This is a genomic window from Flintibacter faecis (genome assembly GCF_014287875.1).
Taxonomy (GTDB): Bacteria; Bacillota; Clostridia; order Oscillospirales; family Oscillospiraceae; genus Lawsonibacter; species Lawsonibacter faecis_A.
The window spans coordinates 114354-135732 of the sequence record NZ_JACOPN010000001.1; the positions used below are offsets into that span (position 1 = coordinate 114354).

At 62.4% G+C, this 21379-nt stretch carries 19 protein-coding genes; 14 read left to right on the plus strand and 5 right to left on the minus strand.

Annotated elements, in window-relative coordinates; genetic code table 11:
* Positions 1–85 precede the first annotated feature (85 nt).
* Complete coding sequence (locus H8S55_RS00510) at positions 86–604, plus strand: ECF transporter S component (protein WP_186877363.1); 519 nt, start codon at positions 86–88, stop codon at positions 602–604.
* 62 nt (positions 605–666) lie between these two features.
* Here the strand turns inward: H8S55_RS00510 and H8S55_RS00515 are convergent, their stop codons facing one another.
* The gene (locus H8S55_RS00515) at positions 667–960 is read right to left on the minus strand and encodes a hypothetical protein (protein WP_186877364.1); all 294 of its coding nucleotides are present in this window, start codon (positions 958–960) and stop codon (positions 667–669) included.
* A 287-nt stretch (positions 961–1247) separates the two neighbouring features.
* Here H8S55_RS00515 and H8S55_RS00520 point away from each other — a divergent pair, with 287 nt between their 5' ends.
* Positions 1248–2063 (plus strand): collagen-like domain-containing protein, encoded by an 816-nt coding sequence (locus H8S55_RS00520; protein ID WP_186877365.1) that lies wholly within the window; start codon positions 1248–1250, stop codon positions 2061–2063.
* 61 nt (positions 2064–2124) lie between these two features.
* Positions 2125–3219 (plus strand): tetratricopeptide repeat-containing glycosyltransferase, encoded by a 1095-nt coding sequence (locus tag H8S55_RS00525; protein WP_147563927.1) that lies wholly within the window; start codon positions 2125–2127, stop codon positions 3217–3219.
* Between the two features lie 158 nt (positions 3220–3377).
* On the opposite strand, the gene H8S55_RS00530 is transcribed toward H8S55_RS00525, so the two are convergent.
* Genes H8S55_RS00530 through H8S55_RS00540 form a run of 3 tightly spaced genes read right to left on the minus strand, consistent with a single transcriptional unit; the run spans position 3378 to position 5499 of the window.
* Positions 3378–3935: a peptidoglycan-binding domain-containing protein gene (locus tag H8S55_RS00530; RefSeq protein WP_186877366.1), complete on the minus strand. Its 558-nt coding sequence runs from the start codon at positions 3933–3935 to the stop codon at positions 3378–3380.
* A gap of 1 nt (position 3936) precedes the next feature.
* Positions 3937–5091 (minus strand): peptidoglycan-binding protein, encoded by a 1155-nt coding sequence (locus tag H8S55_RS00535; protein ID WP_186877367.1) that lies wholly within the window; start codon positions 5089–5091, stop codon positions 3937–3939.
* Between the two features lie 9 nt (positions 5092–5100).
* Positions 5101–5499, minus strand: coding sequence for a spore cortex-lytic protein (locus tag H8S55_RS00540; protein WP_186877368.1), 399 nt, complete (start codon positions 5497–5499; stop codon positions 5101–5103).
* Between the two features lie 270 nt (positions 5500–5769).
* Here H8S55_RS00540 and H8S55_RS00545 point away from each other — a divergent pair, with 270 nt between their 5' ends.
* From H8S55_RS00545 to ppdK, 10 genes are all read left to right on the plus strand, one after another.
* A complete protein-coding gene (locus H8S55_RS00545; protein ID WP_186877369.1) occupies positions 5770–6249 on the plus strand; it encodes a MarR family winged helix-turn-helix transcriptional regulator in 480 nt (159 codons plus the stop codon).
* 1 nt (position 6250) lies between these two features.
* Positions 6251–7990 carry an ABC transporter ATP-binding protein gene (locus tag H8S55_RS00550; RefSeq protein ID WP_186877370.1) on the plus strand — a complete coding sequence of 580 codons (1740 nt, stop codon included), beginning with the start codon at positions 6251–6253 and terminating at the stop codon, positions 7988–7990.
* Entirely contained in the window at positions 7990–10044 is a 2055-nt protein-coding gene (locus H8S55_RS00555) for an ABC transporter ATP-binding protein (protein WP_186877371.1), read from the plus strand. Before H8S55_RS00550 ends, H8S55_RS00555 begins: the two co-directional genes overlap by 1 nt.
* Before the next feature lie 230 nt (positions 10045–10274).
* Positions 10275–10661, plus strand: coding sequence for an Hsp20/alpha crystallin family protein (locus H8S55_RS00560; protein ID WP_147561537.1), 387 nt, complete (start codon positions 10275–10277; stop codon positions 10659–10661).
* Positions 10662–10799: 138 nt separating this feature from the next.
* Positions 10800–13394 carry an ATP-dependent chaperone ClpB gene (gene clpB / locus H8S55_RS00565; RefSeq protein WP_186877372.1) on the plus strand — a complete coding sequence of 865 codons (2595 nt, stop codon included), beginning with the start codon at positions 10800–10802 and terminating at the stop codon, positions 13392–13394.
* Between the two features lie 205 nt (positions 13395–13599).
* Entirely contained in the window at positions 13600–13980 is a 381-nt protein-coding gene (locus H8S55_RS00570) for a GntR family transcriptional regulator (protein WP_186877373.1), read from the plus strand.
* Complete coding sequence (locus H8S55_RS00575) at positions 13977–14837, plus strand: ABC transporter ATP-binding protein (protein WP_186877374.1); 861 nt, start codon at positions 13977–13979, stop codon at positions 14835–14837. Before H8S55_RS00570 ends, H8S55_RS00575 begins: the two co-directional genes overlap by 4 nt.
* Complete coding sequence (locus tag H8S55_RS00580) at positions 14834–15478, plus strand: ABC-2 transporter permease (RefSeq protein WP_186877375.1); 645 nt, start codon at positions 14834–14836, stop codon at positions 15476–15478. Before H8S55_RS00575 ends, H8S55_RS00580 begins: the two co-directional genes overlap by 4 nt.
* A 12-nt stretch (positions 15479–15490) precedes the next feature.
* A complete protein-coding gene (locus H8S55_RS00585) occupies positions 15491–16000 on the plus strand; it encodes a cob(I)yrinic acid a,c-diamide adenosyltransferase (protein ID WP_186877376.1) in 510 nt (169 codons plus the stop codon).
* Between the two features lie 323 nt (positions 16001–16323).
* Complete coding sequence (gene ppdK, locus H8S55_RS00590) at positions 16324–18957, plus strand: pyruvate, phosphate dikinase (RefSeq protein WP_186877377.1); 2634 nt, start codon at positions 16324–16326, stop codon at positions 18955–18957.
* 81 nt (positions 18958–19038) lie between these two features.
* Here the strand turns inward: ppdK and H8S55_RS00595 are convergent, their stop codons facing one another.
* Positions 19039–19965, minus strand: a complete 927-nt coding sequence (locus H8S55_RS00595) for a reverse transcriptase family protein (protein WP_186877378.1) — start codon at positions 19963–19965, stop codon at positions 19039–19041.
* 429 nt (positions 19966–20394) lie between these two features.
* Here H8S55_RS00595 and H8S55_RS00600 point away from each other — a divergent pair, with 429 nt between their 5' ends.
* Positions 20395–21345: a 3'-5' exonuclease gene (locus H8S55_RS00600; protein ID WP_186877379.1), complete on the plus strand. Its 951-nt coding sequence runs from the start codon at positions 20395–20397 to the stop codon at positions 21343–21345.
* Positions 21346–21379 lie beyond the last annotated feature (34 nt).

Here is a 21379-nt window from a genome sequence, read left to right on the forward strand (position 1 = left end):
TCATACCAGATATGATTAAAATACAATTCAAGCAAAAAAGCAAGGGAAACCGTTTTTTCCCTCTGCCGAAAAAGGAGCGAGACATATGACTGATTCCAAGATCCGCAAGCTGGTGCTCTCCGCCCTGATGGCCGCCCTGTGCACCGTTATGACCATGGTCATTCAGGTGCCCTCCCCCATGCAGGGCTATGTAAACCTGGGCGACTGCGCCGTGCTCATCTCCGCCTGGATGCTGGGCCCCCTGTATGGCGGAGCTGCCGCCGGCATCGGCTCTGCCCTGGCCGACCTGCTGTCCGGCTATGCCCACTATGTCCCCGGCACATTCGCCATCAAGTTTCTCATGGCTGCGGCCGCCGCTTTGATCCTTCGGGCCATGACCAAAAAGGCCCCCTCCGCCATGCTGGCCGGTCAGGTGGCGGGCGGCGTGGCCGCCGAGGTCATCATGGTCCTGGGCTATTTCGCCTATGCCAGCCTGTGGCTGGGCAAGGGTCTGGCTGCCGCCGCCTCCATCCCCGGCAACATCGTCCAGGGCGTGTTCGGACTGGTGGCCGCCACGGTGGTCTACACCGTCCTCAGCCGCAGCAGAGCCGTGGTCAAAGTTTGACCCCACCCCATACGCAGATGCGCAAATTGCCGCCAGACGAAAAGACGTCCGGCGGCAATTTTTTATGCCTTTTCGTTGTGCGCTTCGGCCTGCTCCTCCAGCCACCGGACCATCTGGTCCATGCCTTCTAATGTGCGGGGAAAGCTGTTTGTGGCCGTGATCTGGCTGAGGGACTTGGTCAGCGGTCCGGGCCACACCTCCACATCCAGCGTATACCTGGGCTCCCCCTCCGGCTGATCTTCCGGCGGATCGTGTTTCACGGGCTGGATAAAAAAGCGGGTGTTCCCCTTGCTGCCATACCATACGTTGCCGTTCTCCCAGAACAGCAGAGTTGGCATCTCCATGTGTTCGCTCATTGATATCCTCCTGGTTATTTAGAACGGAATCCCCCCGCCGCTGATGCGGCCCTCCCCCCTTTCACAAGGGGGCTGTTTTTCTCTTTGATCAGGCCCCCTTGTCAAAGGGGGCTGGCATCGCCGCAGGCGATGACTGGAGGATTCTGCAACAGTATTTTTATTATGCCAAAAAAGCCGCCGGATGTAAAGCCGCCAATCTTCCCATAAGACACACCCCGTGCCCCGCTGCATAGAATGGACCGTGGCACTGCCACAGCACATGCACTGAAACGGCAAAGGAGCGCATTATGAAACAATACTATCCTTCCGATTGGGAGCGGCGCTGCAGCGGCGGCGTGTACGCCTCTCTCAGCGGCGGCTGCTGCCGCCCGGAGCCTCCCTGTCCTCCGCCCCCTGCGCCGCCCGGGCCTCCGGCTCCGCCGCCCTATCCTCCCTATCCCCCCATGCCCGGCCCCATGGGGCCCACCGGTCCCCAGGGGATCCCCGGGCCTGACGGGGCCACCGGCCCAACCGGCCCACAGGGTATCCCCGGCCCACAGGGCGCACAGGGACCCCAGGGGCCTCAGGGCGTGCCCGGCCCCGCCGGGGCTGCCGGAGCCATCGGGCCTGTCGGCCCCACCGGGCCCACCGGAGCGACCGGAGCCACGGGCGCTACGGGAGCCATAGGCCCAACCGGCCCTGCCGGTCCTGCCGGGGCAACCGGTGCTGTCGGTCCTGTCGGCCCCACCGGGCCCACCGGGGCCACAGGCGCTCCGGGAGCCATAGGCCCAACCGGCCCTGCCGGTCCTGCCGGGGCAACCGGTGCTGTCGGTCCTGTCGGCCCCACCGGGCCCACCGGAGCCACCGGAGCCACGGGCGCTGCGGGAGCCGTAGGCCCCACCGGCCCAACCGGACCTGCCGGTCCTGCCGGAGCAACCGGCGCTGTCGGCCCCGCCGGCCCTGCCGGACCTGCCGGGGCCACGGGCGCCACAGGCCCCGCCGGAGTCGTCACCCCCGGAGAAGCGGTGACGGATCTGGCCCCCGGCGCCAGCCAAGCGGACATCATTCTGAAGATCAACGAGCTGCTGGGCTCCCTGCGGGGGGCCGGACTGCTGGCCAACTGACCGTCTGAACTGCGGCGCTCTCCACCGGGGAGCGCCGCAGTTTCCACAGGGAGGGAGAAACATGGGGAACTATCACGTCTGCGTCTATGCCATCTGTAAGAACGAGGCCAAATTTGCCCGCCGCTGGATGGACTCCATGTCCGAGGCGGACCACATCGTGGTGCTGGACACCGGCTCCACCGACGGCACGCCCCAGCTGCTGCGCAGCCTGGGGGCCAGCGTCACGGAGGAGGTCATCTCCCCCTGGCGCTTTGACACCGCCCGGAACCGCTCTATGGAGCTGATCCCGCCGGACACAGATATCTGCGTCTGTACCGACCTGGACGAGGTGTTCCACCCCGGCTGGCGGGAACTGTTGGAGCGGGCCTGGTCCCCCGGGGCGGGGCAGGCCACCTATCGCTACACCTGGTCCTTCCAGCCTGACGGCTCGGAGGGGGTGGTGTTCTGGTATGAGAAGGCCCACGCCCGCCGGGGCTATCAGTGGGTCCACCCGGTACACGAGGTACTGTGCTGGACCGGTCCGGGCAAGCCGGGGCCCACGGTGGTGGCCGATGGGGTGCAGTTGGATCACCACCCGGACCCAAAGAAGTCCCGGGGGCAGTATCTGCCCCTGCTGGAGCTGTCCGTGGCGGAGGACCCGGAGGATGACCGGAACGTCCACTATCTGGGCCGGGAATACCTGTACTATGGCCGCTGGGACGACTGCATCGCCACCCTGAAGCGGCACCTGGCCATGCCAAGCGCCGACTGGCCCGACGAGCGGGCGGCCTCTATGCGGTACATCGCCGCTGCCTATGACCGCAAGGGACAGCCGGACAAAGCCCGGGACTGGTATCTCCGGGCGGTGGCCGAGGCTCCCCACCTGCGGGAGCCCTATCTGGACCTGGCCCAGCTGCTCTACCGCCAGGAGGCGTGGGACGGGGTGCTGTATTTCACCGGCTGCGCCCTGACCATCACCCGCCGCCCCCGCACCTATATCTGCGAGGCCGCCCCCTGGGGCAGCCTGCCCCACGACCTGCGCTCCATCGCCTTCTACGCCACGGGCCGCCTGCCCCAGGCGCTGGAAGCGGCCCGCCAGGCTCAGGCGCTGGAACCGGACAACACCAGGATACGGGAAAACGTGTCCCTGCTGGAAACGCTGACCCATCCAAACTAACAACAAAAGACCGCAGCGTTTGCCGTCAGCGAGGGAGACGGATCGCCACGTCGTGGCTTCGCCCCTCCTCGCAATGACAGACACTGCGGCCTTTTCAGCGACCCCCTAACTCCTAACTCATCCCTCCTAACTCATCCCTCCTAACTCCTAACTCAAATTCATCCCCAGCCCCCGGAATATTTCTGTTCCAGCTGCTCTAAGTCCTTCACCACGAACAGCTCATACAGCCGGGCCAGAGCGTCCCAGGTGGCCTGATCCATCACGCCGGTGACGGGCAGCCCGGCCCGCTCCTGCAGCCAGCGCACGTTCTGCTCCGAGGCCGTCCCGTGCCGCCCGTCGGGCAGGTCGGGGGACACCCCATCCAGATAGTAGGACAGCAGCCGGAACATCAGCTGAGGCAGGGCCATGAACTCCCGCTCCTGACCCGGAGCCACCTGGCACCCCTCCCCGGGAAAGGCCCTCAAAGCCCTGGGGGCGGCCTGCTCCCGCTCCAGCCGGCTCCAGGCCCGGCTGATCTCGTCCCAGGTCCTTCGGTCCACCACCCCGGTGACGGGCCGGAGCAATTCCCGCTGGAAGAGCATCACCGCCTCCAGCGTCTTCTCCCCGAACACCCCGTCTGGGGTGAGCCTGGGCAGAAAAGGGTGCTTCTCCGCCAGTCGGGACAGCATATATTGCAGGCCCCACACCGGGCGGACCATCTGGGCGTTGTGTTCCATGTCATCCTCTCCCCTTTCGATCCGTCTGCCCCAGCCGCAGGGCATAGCCCGGATATTGGCCCAGGCGCGCCATCTCCTCCTCCAGGGCGTCCTCCTCCCGGATAAAGCGCTGGAACATGGCGTTCCAGGTGGCCGGGCCGACCACGCCGTCATCCGCCAGCCCCGCCCAGCGCTGATAGGCCTGCACCGCACGCTGAGTCTCCGGGCCGAACACCCCGTCTGGTGTCACCGGGGTCAGGGCATCGTCAAACTCCGCCAGCAGGGAGAGCATATCCTGCACCGCCGTCACTCCGTCTCCCCGGTCCCCCAGGCGCATGGTCCCCGGAAACTGAAACCGCAGGCGGTACATGGTCTGTCCCTGGCTGACCAGCTCGGCCAGACCGGTGACCCCCACATAGAGATAGACCAGCTTATACCAGGTCCCCTTGCCGATGACCCCGTCCGGGGTCAGGCTGAACACCCGCTGAAACTCTTTCACCGTCTCCTCCATCTCCCGGGTGAACAGGCCGATGGTGGGGTATATTTTAGGGATCGCCGGATAATTCTGCGCCACCCGGTTGAGCATCACCTGGGCGGTGAGCACCTGGGGGCCGAAGTCCCCCAGGCGCAGGGGTGTGCCGGGATAGGAGTGCTCCAGGTCCCGGACGGGGGCATCCAGCACCAGTTCGATGTCATCCCCATAGTACCGCCGCAGGATGTCCATAAAGTTATAGCCCGCCTGGGCCAGCTCCTGGCTGCCCCACTGGGACAGGCCGTCGCATTTTGTGGTGGTGCCGTTGCAGAATTTTGCGCTCAGTGGCTCTACAAAGCCCACCCGGCGGATATAGTCGTCGAAGAATTCGTCCACCACCTGGCTGATGGGCTGAAAGATGTCCCTCCCCCGGATAAATTTCTGGTCATAGGCGGTGGTGGAGGTGATCTGAAAATCATAGCCCCGGCTGGGATAGAACTCGGTATACACCCGGTTCAGCGCAAAGGACACGATGGCCAGCACGTTGGCCCGGATGGCCGCCGGCTCCCAGGTGGGGTAGATCTCGCTGGAGGCCACGTTTTTCACATAGTCGGGAAAGCTCACCGTCACGTTCTCCGCCGCCTGATCCGGGGCACCCAGATGGACGGTGATGGTGCGGGGGATATAGGGAAAGATCACCGGCATCCCGTCACCTCACAGATCCTGGGCGGGAATATCCCGCACCGTCCGCTGCTGCAGGCTGCTCTGTCCCCGCACCAAGGGGATGAGTTCCATATTCTGTACCGTCTCCACCCCGGGGAAGATCTGCACCCCGTCCACCTGCAGCATGGCATAGCCCGGGTGCTCGGCCCACACGCTGCACACCGAAAAGCACTTCGGGCCGTCCGCCGCCCCGGGGGCGATGCTCTCCTCAGCCGCCGGGGCCGGGATGTCCACAGAGGTAATGCGCCCGCTGCTGTCTGTGGACTGAAGACTGAGCAGGCGGTATCGCCCGCCCTCCCCCTTCTGCAGCACCGCCACCGTGGCTCCCTCCAGAGGCAGCTCCGCCTGGGTGGTGTACACCCGCACACTCAATCTGCCCATCTGTTTCATAGCCTCTCCTCCTCGTTTTGGCAGTTTGCCCATGCTATGCCGGGGCCGGGCGGTTGGTTCCCGGGGCAGCGCGTGGTCAAATAGCTGACCTTTTTCCCCGGTCTCTGAGACAGATTCGGCGCTTGTACGAAAAATATAAACAGAATTGAAACGATAGGAAAAAGCCGTTGACATTGGGCGGCGGCGTGGTAAAATAATAAGCACCTTAACGATAAATAGGTTAACAATAGAGGCAGGACCACTGTCCCGCCACTGAAAGGAGGCAACGCCATGCCTATCCCCAGCGATCAGCTGGAGCTGCTCAGCCAGCAGATCAACCACGCCCACCGCAGCGCCGTCAGCGAGGAGCTCAGCCGCCGGGGCCTAAGCGAGATCGGCCACCCCATGCTGCTGACCATTTTAGAGGGGTATCAGAGCGACGACCCGGAGGGCCACGCCCAGCGGGACCTGGCCGTGCTGCTGCATATCTCCCCCGCCGCCGTGGCAAACTCCCTGAAATCCCTGGAGCGGGGGGGCTATGTCCGCCGGGAGCCGGGGCAGAAGGATGCCAGGCGCAACCGGGTGATGCTGACGGACAAGGGCCGCTCTGCGGTGGAGGGCTGCCAGGCGGCCTTTCAGGCCGTGTCCGAGCGGATGCTGGCCGGCTTCACCCAGGAGGAGCGGCAGCAGCTGCTGGTCCTGCGCCGCCGGATGCTGGAAAACCTGCGCCGCCCCGCCCCGCAGCCACCCCAAGTAAAGGAGGAATCTTAATTTGCTTTCCCTGTTTATGACTCACCTCCAGGGATATCAGAAAGAGGCGCTGAAATCGCCCATTCTCATCATTCTGGAGGTCATCTGCGAGCTGCTGCTCCCCCTGGTCATGGCCCAGATCGTGGACACGGCCATCCCCGCCGGAGACGTGGGGCTCATCTTCAAGCTGGGGGCGCTGATGCTGGTACTGGCCGCAGTCTCTATGCTCTGCGGTGTGCTGGCCTCGAAATATGCGGCCTTTGCCAGCCAGGGCTTCGGCGCCAATCTGCGCCAGTGCCTGTTTGACAAGGTACAGGAGTTTTCCTTTGCGGACATCGACCGCTTCTCCTCCGCCTCTCTCATCACCCGCATGACCAACGACGTGAACAACATGACCATGATGCTGGCCATGGGTCTGCGGATGCTGGTGCGGGCCCCGGTGATGCTTGTGGTGGCCGTTGCCGTCAGCTGCTATCTCAATGCCAGACTGGCCCTGATTTTAGCGGTCATCATCCCCCTGATGATGCTCGTCATCGGATATCTGATGAAAACCTGTACCAAGCTGTTTAAAACCCTGCAGACCAAGATCGATGCCCTGAACAACACCCTGCAGGAGAATCTGGTGGCCATCCGGGTGGTAAAGGCCTTTGTCCGGGAGGACCACGAGCGGAAGAAGTTCAAACAGTCCAACGACGATCTCACCGGGGCCGCCCTGTCTGTGGGTATGCGCATCATCGCCATCATGCCCGCAATGATCATCGCCATGAACGCCGCCACGGTGGCCGGGCTGTACTTCGGCGGCAAAATGGTCATGGGGGGCACCTTTGACCTGGGCCGGCTCCAGGCCTTTTTGAACTATGTGTTTCAGATCCTGATGAGCGTGATGTTGGTGGCCATGTCCCTGCTCCAGCTGTCCCGGGCCCAGGCCTGCGCCGCCCGCATCCAGCAGGTGCTGGACACCCGGCCCTCGGTGGCCGACCGGCCGGAGACAGAGGGCGCGCTTCTCCCCGCCCCCCGGGGTGCGGTGGAATTCCGGGACGTGTCCTTCAAATATCAGGCCGCCGGCAGCGGGGACGACGTACTCTCCCACATCAGCTTTACGGTGGAGCCGGGCAAATTCCTGGCCATTGTAGGCGGCACGGGCACGGGCAAGTCCTCTCTGGTCAACCTGATCCCCCGGTTCTATGATGTCACCGGCGGCGCAGTGCTGGTGGACGGGGTGGACGTGCGGGACTATCCCCTGGAGGAGCTGCGGGGGCGCATCGGCATGGTGCTGCAGACCAACGTGCTTTTTACCGGCACCATCCGGGAGAACTTGCTGTGGGGCGACCCCAACGCCACCGAGGAGGACATGATCCGGGCGGCCAAAGATGCCCAGGCCTATGACTTTATCATGTCCTTCCCCGACGGGTTCGACACCGTGCTGGACCAGGGGGGCGTGAACGTCTCCGGCGGCCAGAAGCAGCGCCTGTGCATCGCCCGGGCCATGCTGCGCAAGCCCGCCATTCTCATTCTGGACGACTCCACCTCCGCCGTGGACTCGGCCACCGAGGCGGCCATCCGGGAGTCCTTCGCCAGGAATCTGAAGGGCACCACCGTCATCATGATCGCCCAGCGCATCTCCTCGGTGCAGTATGCCGACGAGATCATCATTCTGGACGACGACCACATTGCCGGACAGGGCACCCACCGGGAGCTGCTGGCCAGCAACAGCATCTATCAGGAGATCTATCGCTCCCAGCAGGAAGGGGTGGGTGAATAATGCCGGGACCCAATCGCGCCCCCAGAGGGGGCTATCAAAAGCCGAAAAATCTGAAAAAGACGGTAAGCCGCCTGCTGGGCTACCTCACCCGCAGCAAACTGCCCCTGCTGGCTGTGCTGGTCTTTTTGCTGCTGTCCGTGGCCACCAACATCGGCGGCTCCTATATGATGCGGGGCATCATCAACGACTTTGTCTGGTCGGGCTGCACCGACTTTGCCGGATTGGGCCGGGCGATCCTGCTGCTCATCGCTGTGGAGCTGCTCTCCGCTGCAGCCACCTATGGCCAGTCGGCCATTATGGTCCAGCTGGCCCAGCGGGGGGTGAACCGCCTGCGCCGGGACCTGTTTGACAAATTGCAGGACCTGCCCCTGTCCTATTTCGACCGCCACCCCCACGGCGAGCTGATGAGCCGCTTCACCAACGACGCAGACAACGTGCAGCTGGCCCTGGAGCAGAGCGTGGTATCCATGCTGTCCAGCTGCTTCACCTTTGTGGGCCTGGTGGTCATGATGCTGATCATCAACTGGAAGCTGTTTGTGGTCACCGCCCTGGTGCTGGCTTTGACCATGACCCTGTTCAAACAGCTGGGCGGACGCAGCCGCCGCTTCTATCAGCAGCAGCAGGCCGCCCTGGGCAAGGTCAACGGCAGCATCCAGGAGACCATCGAGGGGCTGAAAGTGGTCAAGGCCTTCACCCACGAGGAGCAGGCCAAGGCCGACTTTCAAAAGCTGAACCAGGCCTATCGGGATGCGGCCCAAAAGGCCAACTTCTATTCCACCATGATCATGCCCGTGTCCGGCAACCTGATGAACATCAGCTATGCCCTCACCGCTGCGGTAGGCGGTCTGCTGTCCGTCCTCCAGGGCTTTGACCTGGGCGGTCTGGTGGTCTATCTGAACTACTCCAAACAGGTGGGACAGCCCATGAACCAGATCTCCCAGCAGATGACCACCCTGCTGTCCGCCATGGCGGGCGCAGAGCGCATCTTCCAGGTGATGGACACCCAGCCCGAGACGGATCAGGGCCAGGTGACTCTGGTCCGGGCCAAAAAGGAAAACGGGGTGCTCACCCCCCTGGCCCCCGGTCAGGCCCGCACGGGCACCTGGGCCTGGAAAGTACCCAAAAGTCAGCCCATGCGCCTGGTGCGGGTGCTGCACCTGCCCGACAAGACCGCTGTAGAGCTGCCCGAGGACGCTGATCCCTCCGGGGAGAACAAGGGCTGGGCCTGGAAATACCCCGGTCCCGACGGGATCATGGGCCTGCACCCCATCCGTGGTGCGGTGCGCTGTGTGGAGGGGGAGGATGCCGCCTATGTGGAGCTGAAGGGTGCGGTGCGCTTTAACCATGTGGACTTCTCCTATGTGCCCGGAAAGCGGGTGCTCCACGATGTGTCCGTCTACGCCAACCCCGGCCAGAAGATCGCCTTTGTTGGTTCCACCGGTGCGGGAAAGACCACCATCACCAACCTCATCAACCGGTTTTACGAGATCGAGGGCGGCCTGATCACCTACGACGGCATCGACGTGCGCTCCATCCGCAAGGACGACCTGCGCCGCTCTCTGGGTGCGGTGCTCCAGGACACCCACCTGTTCACCGGTACCATTATGGACAACATCCGCTATGGCCGCCTGGACGCCACCGACGAGGAGTGCATCGCCGCCGCCAAGAGCGCCAACGCCCACTCCTTCATCCGCCGCCTGCCCCAGGGGTATGACACCGTCATCACCGGGGACGGGGCCAGCCTGTCCCAGGGCCAGCGCCAGCTGCTGTCCATCGCCCGGGCGGCGGTGGCCGACCCGCCGGTGATGATCCTGGACGAGGCCACCTCCTCCATCGATACCCGCACCGAGGCCCTCATCCAGAAGGGCATGGACGCCCTGATGGAGGGCCGGACGGTGCTGGTCATCGCCCACCGCCTGTCCACCGTGCGCAACGCCAACTGCATCGTGGTCATCGAGCACGGCGAGATCGAGGAGAAGGGCGACCACGAGCAGCTGCTGGAGCAGCAGGGCCGGTATTACCGCCTGTACACCGGTCAGTTCCAGCTGAACTGAGACCTGCGCCACTCAGCAGCATACCACGCCGCCTGCCGGAGCTTACAGCCGGCAGGCGGCGTGTCTTTCTGTCTATTTTAGCACTCAACACACAAGACTGCTAACGTTTACAGTTTAGACACAATTTTTGCAAGAATTGTTCACAGGCAGGCGGTATACTATGGACAAAGTTAAGAAGAGCTCCGGGCCAGGCGAGCATACCGGGCCAGAGCTTGAAAGGAGTTTTTTCCATGTTTTATACTTTGATCCCTACCGACCGCCGGGCCGGAGAATATAGTTCCAACCAGTCTCAGCAGCCCGTCTCCTTCTGCGTGGATATTCTGGACCAGGGGGACAGCTACCGCATGGAGGCCGAGCTGCCCGGCTTCCGCAAGGAGGACATCTCCCTGACCGTGAAGGAGGATGTGCTCACCGTCGCCGCCCACCGGGAAAAGGAGCAGCAGGCGGGCCAGTATGTGTGCCGGGAGCGCCGCGCCGGCGATGTGCGCCGGAGCTTTGATGTGTCCGCCATTGAGCAGGAGGGCATCCGGGCCGCCTTTGAAAACGGCGTGCTGGTGCTGACCCTGCCCAAGGCCTCCGCCGTGAAGCCCGAGCGGCGCAGCATCTCCATCCAGTAACGTCACTTTTTACGAAGGTTTTCTGAAAACCCTCTTGAAAGCGAGAGGGTTTTGTTATACAATTAAATTAGCACTTAATCATGTCGAGTGCTAAAACTCAAGCTGTTTTCGGGAACCCGAACGAAGGAGGTTTCTATTATGAATATGAATCAGCTCACCCAAAAATCCCTCGCCGCCATCCAGGGTGCCCAGAGTCTGGCCCAGCAGTATGGTCAGCAGCAGATCGAACAGCAGCATCTGCTGCTGGCTCTGGTGGCCGATCAGGAGGGCTTTATCCCCCAGCTGCTCACCGCCATGGGTATGACCGTGCCCAGCTTTTTGGCGGCGGCGCAGGCAGAGGTAAATAAGCTGCCCAAGGTGTCCGGCGGCGGCCGGGAGGCGGACAAGGTCTATGTGGCCCAGGATGTGGACCGGGCCCTGAACGCCGCCGAGGAGACGGCCAAGTCCATGAAGGACGAGTATATCTCCGTGGAGCACCTGTTCCTGGGGCTGCTGGACACCGCCAACCCCGCCCTGAAGGAGCTGTTCCGCACCTATAACGTCACCAAGGAAAAGGTGATGCAGGCCCTGGCCTCCGTCCGGGGCAACCAGCGGGTCACCAGCGACAACCCGGAGGAGACCTATGATGCCCTGAAAAAGTACGGCTCTGACCTGGTGGAGCGGGCCCGCCAGAACAAGCTGGACCCCGTCATCGGCCGTGACGACGAGATCCGCAACGTCATCCGCATCCTGTCCCGGAAGAGCAAGAACAACCCCGTGCTCATCGGCGAGCCCGGTGTGGGTAAAACGGCCATCGCCGAGGGTCTGGCCCAGCGAATCGTGAAGGGCGACGTGCCCGGCAGTCTGAAGGACAAGACCATCTTCGCCCTGGATATGGGCAGCCTGATCGCCGGTGCCAAGTACCGGGGCGAGTTTGAGGAGCGGCTGAAAGCCGTGCTCAACGAGGTGAAGAAGTCCGAGGGCCGGATCATCCTGTTCATCGACGAGCTGCACACCATCGTGGGTGCGGGCAAGACCGAGGGCGCTATGGACGCAGGCAACCTGCTCAAGCCCATGCTGGCCCGTGGCGAGCTGCACTGCATCGGCGCGACTACCCTGAACGAATACCGCCAGTATATCGAAAAGGATGCCGCCCTGGAGCGCCGGTTCCAGCCCGTGATGGTCAGCGAGCCCACGGTGGAGGATGCCATCGCCATCCTCCGTGGCCTGAAGGAGCGCTACGAGGTATATCACGGCGTGAAGATCACCGACGGTGCCATCATCGCCGCCGCCACCCTGTCCAACCGCTATATCACCGACCGGTTCCTGCCCGACAAGGCCATCGACCTGGTGGACGAGGCCTGCGCCATGATCCGCACCGAGATGGACTCCATGCCCACCGAGCTGGACGTGATCCAGCGGAAGATCATCCAGCACGAGATCGAGGAGGCCGCCCTGAAGAAAGAGACCGACAAGCTGTCTCAGGAGCATCTGGCCGAGATCCAGAAGGAGCTCTCCGACATGCGGGAGGAGTTCAAGGCCAAGAAGGCCCAGTGGGACAACGAGAAGGGGGCCATCGGCAAGGTCCAAAAGCTCCGTGAGGACCTGGAGGCGGCCAACGCCGCCCTGGAGAAGGCCCAGCGGGAGTATGACCTGGAGAAGGCCGCCGAGCTGCAGTACGGCAAGATCCCCCAGCTGAAAAAGCAGCTGGAGGAGGAGGAGAAGATCGCCAACGAGGGCAAGGCCCGCTCCCTGCTGCGGGATAAGGTCACCGAGGAGGAGATCGCCCGCATCATCCAGCGCTGGACCGGCATCCCCGTGGCCCGTTTGATGGAGGGCGAGCGGGAGAAGCTGCTCCACCTGGAGGACATCCTCCACAAGCGTGTGGTGGGTCAGGACGAGGCGGTGCGCTTGGTGTCCCAGTCCATCCTGCGCAGCCGGGCCGGCATCGCCGATCCCAAGCGGCCCATCGGCTCCTTCCTGTTCCTGGGCCCCACCGGCGTGGGCAAGACCGAGCTGGCCAAGACTCTGGCCGAGGCCCTGTTCGACTCGGAGAAGAACCTGGTCCGCATCGACATGACCGAGTATATGGAGAAGTTCTCCGTGTCCCGCCTCATCGGCGCTCCTCCGGGATATGTGGGCTATGAGGAGGGCGGCCAGCTTACCGAGGCGGTGCGCCGCAAGCCCTATTCCGTCATCCTGTTCGACGAGGTGGAGAAGGCCCACCCCGACGTGTTCAACATCCTGCTGCAGGTGCTGGACGATGGCCGCATCACCGACAGCCAGGGCCGCACGGTGGACTTTAAGAACACCATCATCATCCTCACCTCTAACCTGGGCAGCCAGTTCCTGCTGGACGGCATCCAGCCCGACGGCGAGATCAGCCAGCAGGCCCGGGACCAGGTGAACGAGCTGCTCAAGCGCTCCTTCCGCCCCGAGTTCCTGAACCGTCTGGACGAGATCGTGTTCTACAAGCCCCTGACCAAGGACAACGTCACCCACATCATCGACCTGATGGTGGACGAGCTGAACCGCCGTCTGGAGGACAAGCAGCTCACGGTCCGCCTCACCGACCAGGCCAAGACCCACATCATCGACGAGGCCTATGACCCCGTATACGGCGCCCGTCCCCTGCGCCGCTACCTGCAGCACACGGTGGAGACCCTCATCAGCCGGAAGATCATCGCCGATCAGGTGAATCCCGGCCAGGTCCTCACGGTGGACTGCAAGGACGGCCAACTGACGGTGGAGTAAGTTCCCGTTTCCTATCATCTCAAAAAACACCCCCGGAGCGCTGCGGCACTCCGGGGGTGTTTGCTGTCCCAAATTTTCTCTTGACAACTTCCGCCTCCCGTTGTATTGTATATGTAGTATATATACAGTGATTTCAATCAAACGCATTTTGCAGCCCTCTCCCCGCCCCGGGCGGGGGCGGCAGATGCGTTGAAAGGGGCGGAATATGGACATTCTATTAAGCAACTCCAGCGGAAAACCCATCTATCAGCAGATCGCCGACCAGGTGAAGGAGCAGGTCTGCTCCGGGACGCTGACGGCGGGGGAGGCCCTGCCCTCTATGCGTCTGCTGGCCAAGGAGCTGCGCATCTCGGTCATCACCACAAAGCGGGCCTATGAGGAGCTGGAGCGGGACGGTTTTCTGGAGAACGTTCCCGGCAAGGGCTGCTTTGTGGCCCCACAAAACCGGGAGCTGCTGCGGGAGGCCCAGCTGCGCCGGACGGAGGAATTTCTCAGTCAGGCGGTAGAGGAGGCCCGCAAGGGCGGCATCACCCTGGAGGAGCTGGAAGAAACACTCACCATTTTGTATAAAGGGGATATATTATGACAAATTGTATTGAAGTCAAGGGGCTGTGCAGGTCCTTCGACGGCTTTGCCCTGAAAGACGTCTCCTTCACCCTTCCGGGGGGCTGTATCATGGGCCTTATCGGGGAGAACGGCGCCGGTAAGACCACCACGCTGAAATGCCTGCTGGGGACGATCCGCCGGGACGAGGGGACCGTCTCCCTGCTGGGCTGCGACCCCTGGAGCCAGCCCCGTCAGGCCAAGGCGGAGGTGGGCGTGGTGCTGGACGACTGCTTTTTCCACGACAGCCTTCGTCTCAAAGACATCTCCGCCATCCTCGCCCCCGTGTTTCCCTCCTGGGACGATGGGCTGTTCCGGGACTATCTGGACAAATTCCAGCTGCCGGAAAAAAAGACGGTAAAGGAGCTGTCCCGGGGGATGAAGATGAAGCTGTCCCTGGCCGCCGCCCTGGCCCACCGGCCCCGGCTGCTCATTTTGGACGAGGCCACCGCCGGACTGGACCCGGTGGTCCGGGACAGCATTCTGGAGGAGCTGCTCTCCTTCGTCTCCGACGAGGAGCACGCCGTCCTCCTGTCCAGCCACATCACCGGGGACCTGGAGAAGATCGCCGACTACATCACCTATCTCCACCGGGGGAAGGTCATCCTGTCCGGGCCCAAGGACGAGATATTGGAGCGGTATGGTCAGGTGGGCTGCTCCGCCGCCCAGCTTGCCGCCCTGGAGCCGGAGCTGCTGACCCGGGTGCGCCGGGGGGAGTTTGGCTGCCACGCCCTTGTGGCAGACCGGGCAGCTTTTCAGCGGGTCCACCCGGAGCTTCCTGTGGAGCCGGTGACCCTGGACGATATCATGCTGTTTGTGGGAAAGGGGGAGGCCGTATGACCGGCTTGATCTTAAAAGATGCCCTGGTGCTGAAAAAGAGCCTGAAGAGCTATCTGCTTCTGCTGGCCGTGTACGCGGTGCTGACCGTCACCGGCCTATTCTCGATAAGCTTTGTGGCCGCCTTTTTAGAGGTCATCGCCATGATGCTGCCCATGTCCGCCTTCGCCTTTGACGAGCAGGCCCACTGGGACCGGTATGCCGCCGCCCTGCCCCTCAGCCGCCGGGACCTGGTGGCCGCCCGGTATCTGTTCACCCTGCTGGTGCTGCTGTGCGCTGCGGCCTTTGGGGCGGCCATGTGTGCGGTGCTTTCCTTCTCTGGGGACTGGGATGCGGTGACCGAGTGCGGCATGAGCATCGCCGCCACCCTGCTGGTGGGGGTGCTGGCCCTGTCGGTGTCCATGCCCCTGAACTATCGCCTGGGGCCGGAGCGGGCCCGGATAGCCCTGTACGTCACCCTCCTGCTGCCCGTGGCCGCCCTCTTTGTCTCCATCAAGGGCGAACTGTGGTCCGGCAGTCAGGTGACCCGTCTGGAGGAGCTGCCGCCCCTGCTGCTCCTGCTCCCCTATCTCCTGCTGGTCGGGGTGGCCCTGGCGGTGTCCTTTGCCGTCTCCTGCGGGATCATGGCCGAAAAAGACTGTTAAGGGGGTGCTATCATGATCCATCTCTATCACGGCGACGGCAAGGGCAAGACCACCGCCGCCATGGGCTTGGCCCTGCGCATGGCGGGGCGGGGAAGGCCCGTGGTCATCGCCCAGTTTTTAAAGGGGGCGGACAGCGGCGAGCGCCCGGCTCTGGCCCGGCTGCCCCAGGTGACGCTCCTCCCCGTGCCGGAGCGGGTAAAGTTTCTCTTCGCCATGACGGAAGAGGAGCGGCAGCAGGAGGCCAGACGGGCCCGGGAGCTGCTTGCCCGGGCCAAGCAGGCCGCCGCCGACCCAAATTGCGGCCTGGTGGTGCTGGACGAGGTGTGCGACGGGGTGAACGCCGGGCTGCTCCCCCTGGCAGAGCTGCTCTCCCTGCTGGACTGTGCCAAGGCGGAGGTGGTCCTCACCGGGCGGGACCCGGCGGCGGAGCTGGCGGCCCGGGCGGACTATGTCACCCGCTTTCAAAAGGAAAAGCACCCCTTTGACCGGGGTATCCCCGCCCGCACCGGGGTAGAATTCTAAGCCGGACCGGGAACGAAAAAAATTTACAGTTTTTTTACGACGGATTCGTCCGCCCGATTGTTTCCGGTTTTTCATCTTTTTTCGATTTTTCTTTATTTTTCCTGCGGTTATAAAAGAAAATAGGCCCCTTCTTTTAAAATTCATCAAATCTGGGCATTGCAATAATTCCTGCAAATGATTATAATGGTCCCGTAGCAATGATACGCAAAACAACGACAGATCATCGTTTGCAGTCAGCGGGTTTTTCCGCCGGCCTCCCCGGAGAGAGACGGGGCGGATCTTTGCGGGAAAAACTGCTGATAAGAAGAAAGGATTGATGGAAAATGGCTACTAAATTCGTATACCTTTTCTCTGAGGGCAACGGCAAGATGCGCGAGCTGCTGGGCGGCAAGGGAGCCAACCTGGCCGAGATGACCAACCTCGGTATGCCCGTGCCCCAGGGCTTCACCATCACCACCGAGGCCTGCACCCAGTACTATGAGGACGGCGAGCAGATCAATGACGAGATCCAGGCTCAGATCATGGAGTATATCGCCAAGATGGAGGAGATCACCGGCAAGAAGTTCGGCGATCTGGAGAACCCCCTGCTGGTCTCCGTCCGTTCCGGTGCCCGCGCCTCCATGCCCGGCATGATGGACACCATCCTGAACCTGGGTCTGAACGAAGAGGTGGTGGAGGTCATCGCCAAGATGTCCGGCAACCCCCGCTGGGCCTATGACTGCTATCGCCGCTTCATCCAGATGTATTCCGACGTGGTCATGGAAGTGGGCAAGAAGTACTTCGAGGAGCTCATCGACCAGATGAAGGCCAAGCGCGGTGTCACTCAGGACGTGGAGCTCACCGCTGAGGACCTGAAGGAGCTGGCCGGCCAGTTCAAGGCCGAGTACAAGTCCAAGATCGGCCAGGACTTCCCCACCGATCCCAAGGAGCAGCTGATGGGTGCCATCAAGGCCGTGTTCCGCAGCTGGAACAACCCCCGTGCCATTGTGTACCGCCGCATGAACGACATCCCCGGTTCCTGGGGCACCGCCGTCAACGTCCAGTCCATGGCCTTCGGCAACATGGGCGACGACTGCGGCACCGGCGTGGCCTTCACCCGTAACCCCGCCACCGGCGAGAAGAAGCTGATGGGCGAGTTCCTGACCAACGCCCAGGGCGAGGACGTGGTGGCCGGCGTGCGCACCCCCATGCCCATTGAGGAGATGGCCCAGAAGTTCCCCGAGGCCTTTGCCCAGTTCCAGTCCGTGTGCAAGACCCTGGAGGACCACTACCGCGACATGCAGGACATGGAGTTCACCGTGGAGCACGGCAAGCTGTATATGCTCCAAACCCGCAACGGCAAGCGCACCGCCGCCGCCGCTTTGAAGATCGCCTGCGACCTGGTGGACGAGAAGATGATCTCCGAGCAGCAGGCCGTGGCCATGATCGACCCCCGCAACCTGGACACCCTGCTCCACCCCCAGTTCGACCCCGCCGCCCTGAAGAAGGCCACCCCCGTGGCCTCCGCCCTGCCCGCCTCCCCCGGTGCCGCCTGCGGCAAGATCGTCTTTACCGCTGAGGATGCCAAGGAGTGGGCCGAGCGGGGTGAGAAGGTGGTCCTGGTCCGTCTGGAGACCAGCCCCGAGGACATCGAGGGCATGGTCGCCTCCCAGGGCATCCTCACCGTCCGTGGCGGCATGACCTCCCACGCCGCCGTTGTGGCCCGCGGCATGGGCACCTGCTGCGTCTCCGGCTGCGGCGCCATCAAGATGGACGAGGAGAACAAGCAGTTCGAGCTGGCCGGCAAGACCTATCACGAGGGCGACTGGCTCAGCCTGGACGGCTCCACCGGCAACATCTACGGCGAGGCCATCCCCACTGTGGATGCCTCCATCTCCGGCGAGTTTGGCCGCATCATGGCCTGGGCCGACAAGTACCGTGCCATGAAGGTCCGCACCAACGCCGATAACCCCCGTGACACCGCCCAGGCCGTGAAGTTCGGCGCTGAGGGCATCGGCCTGTGCCGCACCGAGCACATGTTCTTCGAGGCCGACCGTATCCCCGCCATCCGGGAGATGATCTGCTCTGACACCGTGGAGCAGCGTGAGAAGGCTCTGGCCAAGCTGGAGCCCATGCAGCAGGGCGATTTCGAGGCCATGTACGAGGCCCTGGAGGGCCGTCCCATGACCGTCCGCTTCCTGGATCCCCCTCTGCACGAGTTCGTGCCCACCGAGGAGGCCGACATCGAGAAGCTGGCCCACGATATGAACAAGTCCGTGGCCGACATCAAGGCCATCATCGCCTCCCTGCACGAGTTCAACCCCATGATGGGCCACCGTGGCTGCCGTCTGGCCGTGACCTTCCCCGAGATCGCCGCCATGCAGACCCGCGCCGTCATCAAGGCCGCCCTGAATATCAAGGCCAAGCACCCCGACTGGGATATGGTCCCCGAGATCATGATCCCCCTGGTGGGCGAGGTCAAGGAGCTGGCCTTCGTAAAGAAGACCGTGGTGGAGACCGCCGATGCCATCATCAAGGCCGCCGGTTCCGACATGAAGTATAAGGTCGGCACCATGATCGAGATCCCCCGCGCCGCTCTCACCGCCGACCAGATCGCCAAGGAGGCCGAGTTCTTCTCCTTCGGCACCAACGACCTGACCCAGATGACCTTCGGCTTCAGCCGCGACGACGCCGGCAAGTTCTTGGATGCCTACTACGCCAACAAGATCTACGAGAGCGATCCCTTCGCCCGTCTGGATCAGACCGGCGTGGGCCGTCTGGTGGAAATGGCCTGCAAGCTGGGCCGTCAGACCCGCCCCGACCTGAAGCTGGGTATCTGCGGCGAGCACGGCGGCGACCCCTCCTCCGTGGAGTTCTGCCACAATGTGGGCCTGGACTATGTCTCCTGCTCCCCCTTCCGCGTGCCCATCGCCCGCCTGGCCGCCGCTCAGGCTGCCATCAAGAACCCCCGCAAGTAAGTTTTTTGTACAATATGACAGCAAACACCCCCGGTTCTGCGGAACCGGGGGTGTTTTTATCTTTTATCAGCGGATATATTCTCATCTCTCCAGCGTATGCAGCTGCTGCATCACCCAGCGTCTCTCTTGCCTCAGTTCCTGATCGTCCGGCATAACAGAACAGGCATAGTTGATCCGCCCCAAGAGCTTTGGCAGATATTCCTCGGCCCTTTCCCCGCTGCCCATCCTCTGTAGATGAGCAGCCACGCCGAACTTCCGACAGTAATACACCTCCTGGCGCAGCTTCTTCCGGTACGCTGCCGGAATACGCAGGCCCTCGTTGACCACCAATCCCGTCACGCTCTGCCGCTGTCCCCGGACCGCCCGAACGGTTTTCTTCTCGTTCAGAAACAGGCCCATTTTCCGCAGCTCTGTCCGCACAAGACTGACGACCTCCCGGCTGTCAAAATCACCGGAAAATGTCATGTCGTCGCAGTATCGGGTATAGGCGATCCCTCTGGCATCGCACCACCCGCCCACCGTGCAGTCAAAATCCCGCATAATGATGTTGGAGATCACCGGAGATGTAGGTGCGCCCTGGGGCAGCGCATCTTTATGGACACAGAGGATCGTCAGCAAAATTCGGATGGACTCAGAATAGTCCTCCGCCGGAAACGCCTTTTCCTTAACGGTGGCATAGAGGATATTGTCAAAGAAATGGTGAATATCCAGCTTGAGCAAGACGTTTTTTCCCACATGCGGCCTTGCGTTGACAATGGTACTGCCGCCGGGACGGTATGCCGTGGCATAGGGTGAGACGGGATAGGCAGACAGAAGTCTGTCCGCGATCCTGCGCTGGACTGTTTTCAAAAACTCATCCGGCACATGCAGCTCCCGGAACTCTCCCCTGTCATTTTTGGGGATCTTTACGCTGCGGTAATGCTTCCAGGACGCATTGCTGACGGAATAGAGCGCTTTTACCGAAATCCCCAGCAGACGTTCCAGATCAGAATAGCTTTTGCAGACCATGCTTACGTCCTCCTTGTGGAACAAAACAATGTGAATGCTAAGCTGCGCAGCTGTATTTTAAGCACACGGCGTGTGCCTTTTATACAGCGGAGCAGATTAGGCTGAACGAAGTGAATCAAACTAAGCTGTGCTTCCCAGCAGCGACTCGCTGCCGGTGCCAATAAAATCTGGCTTGCGCTAATGTTCCACACATCTGTTTTTCAAAGCTCTGATCCTATCATATCCAGTACCATGGACAGATTCTGTCTATCTGATGAATCTTTTGCATGATTATGTCGCTTTAATTCTCTGATAAAAAGCCGCTTTTGTCAAGTGCGGCACGCTGTACTTGTTTTTATAGCCTTTCCAGGTCGGGGGTGTTCTTGTTTCGTTGCATCTGCGCCGCACTTGTGATATGATGTTCAGGACATCAACACAGGAGCGGCTTACATGATTATTTTTGATTTGGAGTGGAACCACGGCTATAAGCCCCGGCTCCCGGATGAGATTTTGCAGATCGGCGCGGTGAAGGTAGACCGGCTGGGTGGGCGGATCATCGACACCTTCAACGCCTATATCCACCCCTCGGTGTATAAAAAGCTCTATCACAAGGCCAAGGAGCTGCCGGACAAGGACCTTTATCTCACCTCTCCCCTGGATTTTCCCGCCGCCTATCGGGCCTTTTACGACTGGTGCGGCCAGGACGCCGTGTTTGCCGGGTGGGGCACCCAGGATGTGCCCACTCTGGCCAAAAGTGCAGCGTATTATCACCTGCCCCAGCTCACGGTGGAGCAGGAGTATGACCTGCAGGCCGCCTTTTCCCGCACCCTGGGCGTAACAAACTGCATCGCCCTGGAGAAGGCCGCCGCCTACTGCGCCATCCCCTATACGTTCGAGTTCCACAACGCCCTCCACGACTCCCTCTATACCGCCCTGGTGGGGGAGTTTGTCAAGCCGGACTGCCTGACAGTCCCCCCTGCCGAGCCCACTCCCCTGGCGGAGCTGGCCCCCCTGTGCCAATCTAAGGCCCTGCCCGGACCCTTTGCGGAAAAATCCCTGCTGCTGGGCGCCAAGGCCGCCCGGCGGGTGGTCTGCCCCACCTGCAAAAAAATCTACGGGGTCAGCGTGTGGCACCCCTTTGACGACGCCGTCTACTACAGCCGGGTGAAGTGTCAGGAGCATGGCCGGCTGCTGTGCCGGGTGGACGTAGCTCCCGCCCCCGGCGGAAGCTGGAAGGGCACCCAGCTGGTCCTGCCGGAGATGGACGCTGAGACCGCCGCCTACCGTGCCGCCAAAAAGCACGAGCCCATCCTCTGCACCAGGCCCCGCAGCTACCACAGAAGACACCACGGCCACCGGGGAAACCGTGGGAACAGAGGAAACAACCGAAAAGCGGGATAAAAAACTGCCCCCAAGCCGTTCCAACAGAACAGCT

Bases quoted from the DNA above. Each gene is read 5' to 3' on its own strand.
- H8S55_RS00510 (WP_186877363.1), top strand. From the start codon at position 86: ATGACTGATTCCAAGATCCGCAAGCTGGTGCTCTCCGCCCTGATGGCC.
- H8S55_RS00515 (WP_186877364.1), bottom strand. From the start codon at position 960: ATGAGCGAACACATGGAGATGCCAACTCTGCTGTTCTGGGAGAACGGC.
- H8S55_RS00520 (WP_186877365.1), top strand. From the start codon at position 1,248: ATGAAACAATACTATCCTTCCGATTGGGAGCGGCGCTGCAGCGGCGGC.
- H8S55_RS00525 (WP_147563927.1), top strand. From the start codon at position 2,125: ATGGGGAACTATCACGTCTGCGTCTATGCCATCTGTAAGAACGAGGCC.
- H8S55_RS00530 (WP_186877366.1), bottom strand. From the start codon at position 3,935: ATGGAACACAACGCCCAGATGGTCCGCCCGGTGTGGGGCCTGCAATAT.
- H8S55_RS00535 (WP_186877367.1), bottom strand. From the start codon at position 5,091: ATGCCGGTGATCTTTCCCTATATCCCCCGCACCATCACCGTCCATCTG.
- H8S55_RS00540 (WP_186877368.1), bottom strand. From the start codon at position 5,499: ATGAAACAGATGGGCAGATTGAGTGTGCGGGTGTACACCACCCAGGCG.
- H8S55_RS00545 (WP_186877369.1), top strand. From the start codon at position 5,770: ATGCCTATCCCCAGCGATCAGCTGGAGCTGCTCAGCCAGCAGATCAAC.
- H8S55_RS00555 (WP_186877371.1), top strand. From the start codon at position 7,990: ATGCCGGGACCCAATCGCGCCCCCAGAGGGGGCTATCAAAAGCCGAAA.
- H8S55_RS00560 (WP_147561537.1), top strand. From the start codon at position 10,275: ATGTTTTATACTTTGATCCCTACCGACCGCCGGGCCGGAGAATATAGT.
- clpB (WP_186877372.1), top strand. From the start codon at position 10,800: ATGAATATGAATCAGCTCACCCAAAAATCCCTCGCCGCCATCCAGGGT.
- H8S55_RS00570 (WP_186877373.1), top strand. From the start codon at position 13,600: ATGGACATTCTATTAAGCAACTCCAGCGGAAAACCCATCTATCAGCAG.
- H8S55_RS00575 (WP_186877374.1), top strand. From the start codon at position 13,977: ATGACAAATTGTATTGAAGTCAAGGGGCTGTGCAGGTCCTTCGACGGC.
- H8S55_RS00580 (WP_186877375.1), top strand. From the start codon at position 14,834: ATGACCGGCTTGATCTTAAAAGATGCCCTGGTGCTGAAAAAGAGCCTG.
- H8S55_RS00585 (WP_186877376.1), top strand. From the start codon at position 15,491: ATGATCCATCTCTATCACGGCGACGGCAAGGGCAAGACCACCGCCGCC.
- ppdK (WP_186877377.1), top strand. From the start codon at position 16,324: ATGGCTACTAAATTCGTATACCTTTTCTCTGAGGGCAACGGCAAGATG.
- H8S55_RS00595 (WP_186877378.1), bottom strand. From the start codon at position 19,965: ATGGTCTGCAAAAGCTATTCTGATCTGGAACGTCTGCTGGGGATTTCG.
- H8S55_RS00600 (WP_186877379.1), top strand. From the start codon at position 20,395: ATGATTATTTTTGATTTGGAGTGGAACCACGGCTATAAGCCCCGGCTC.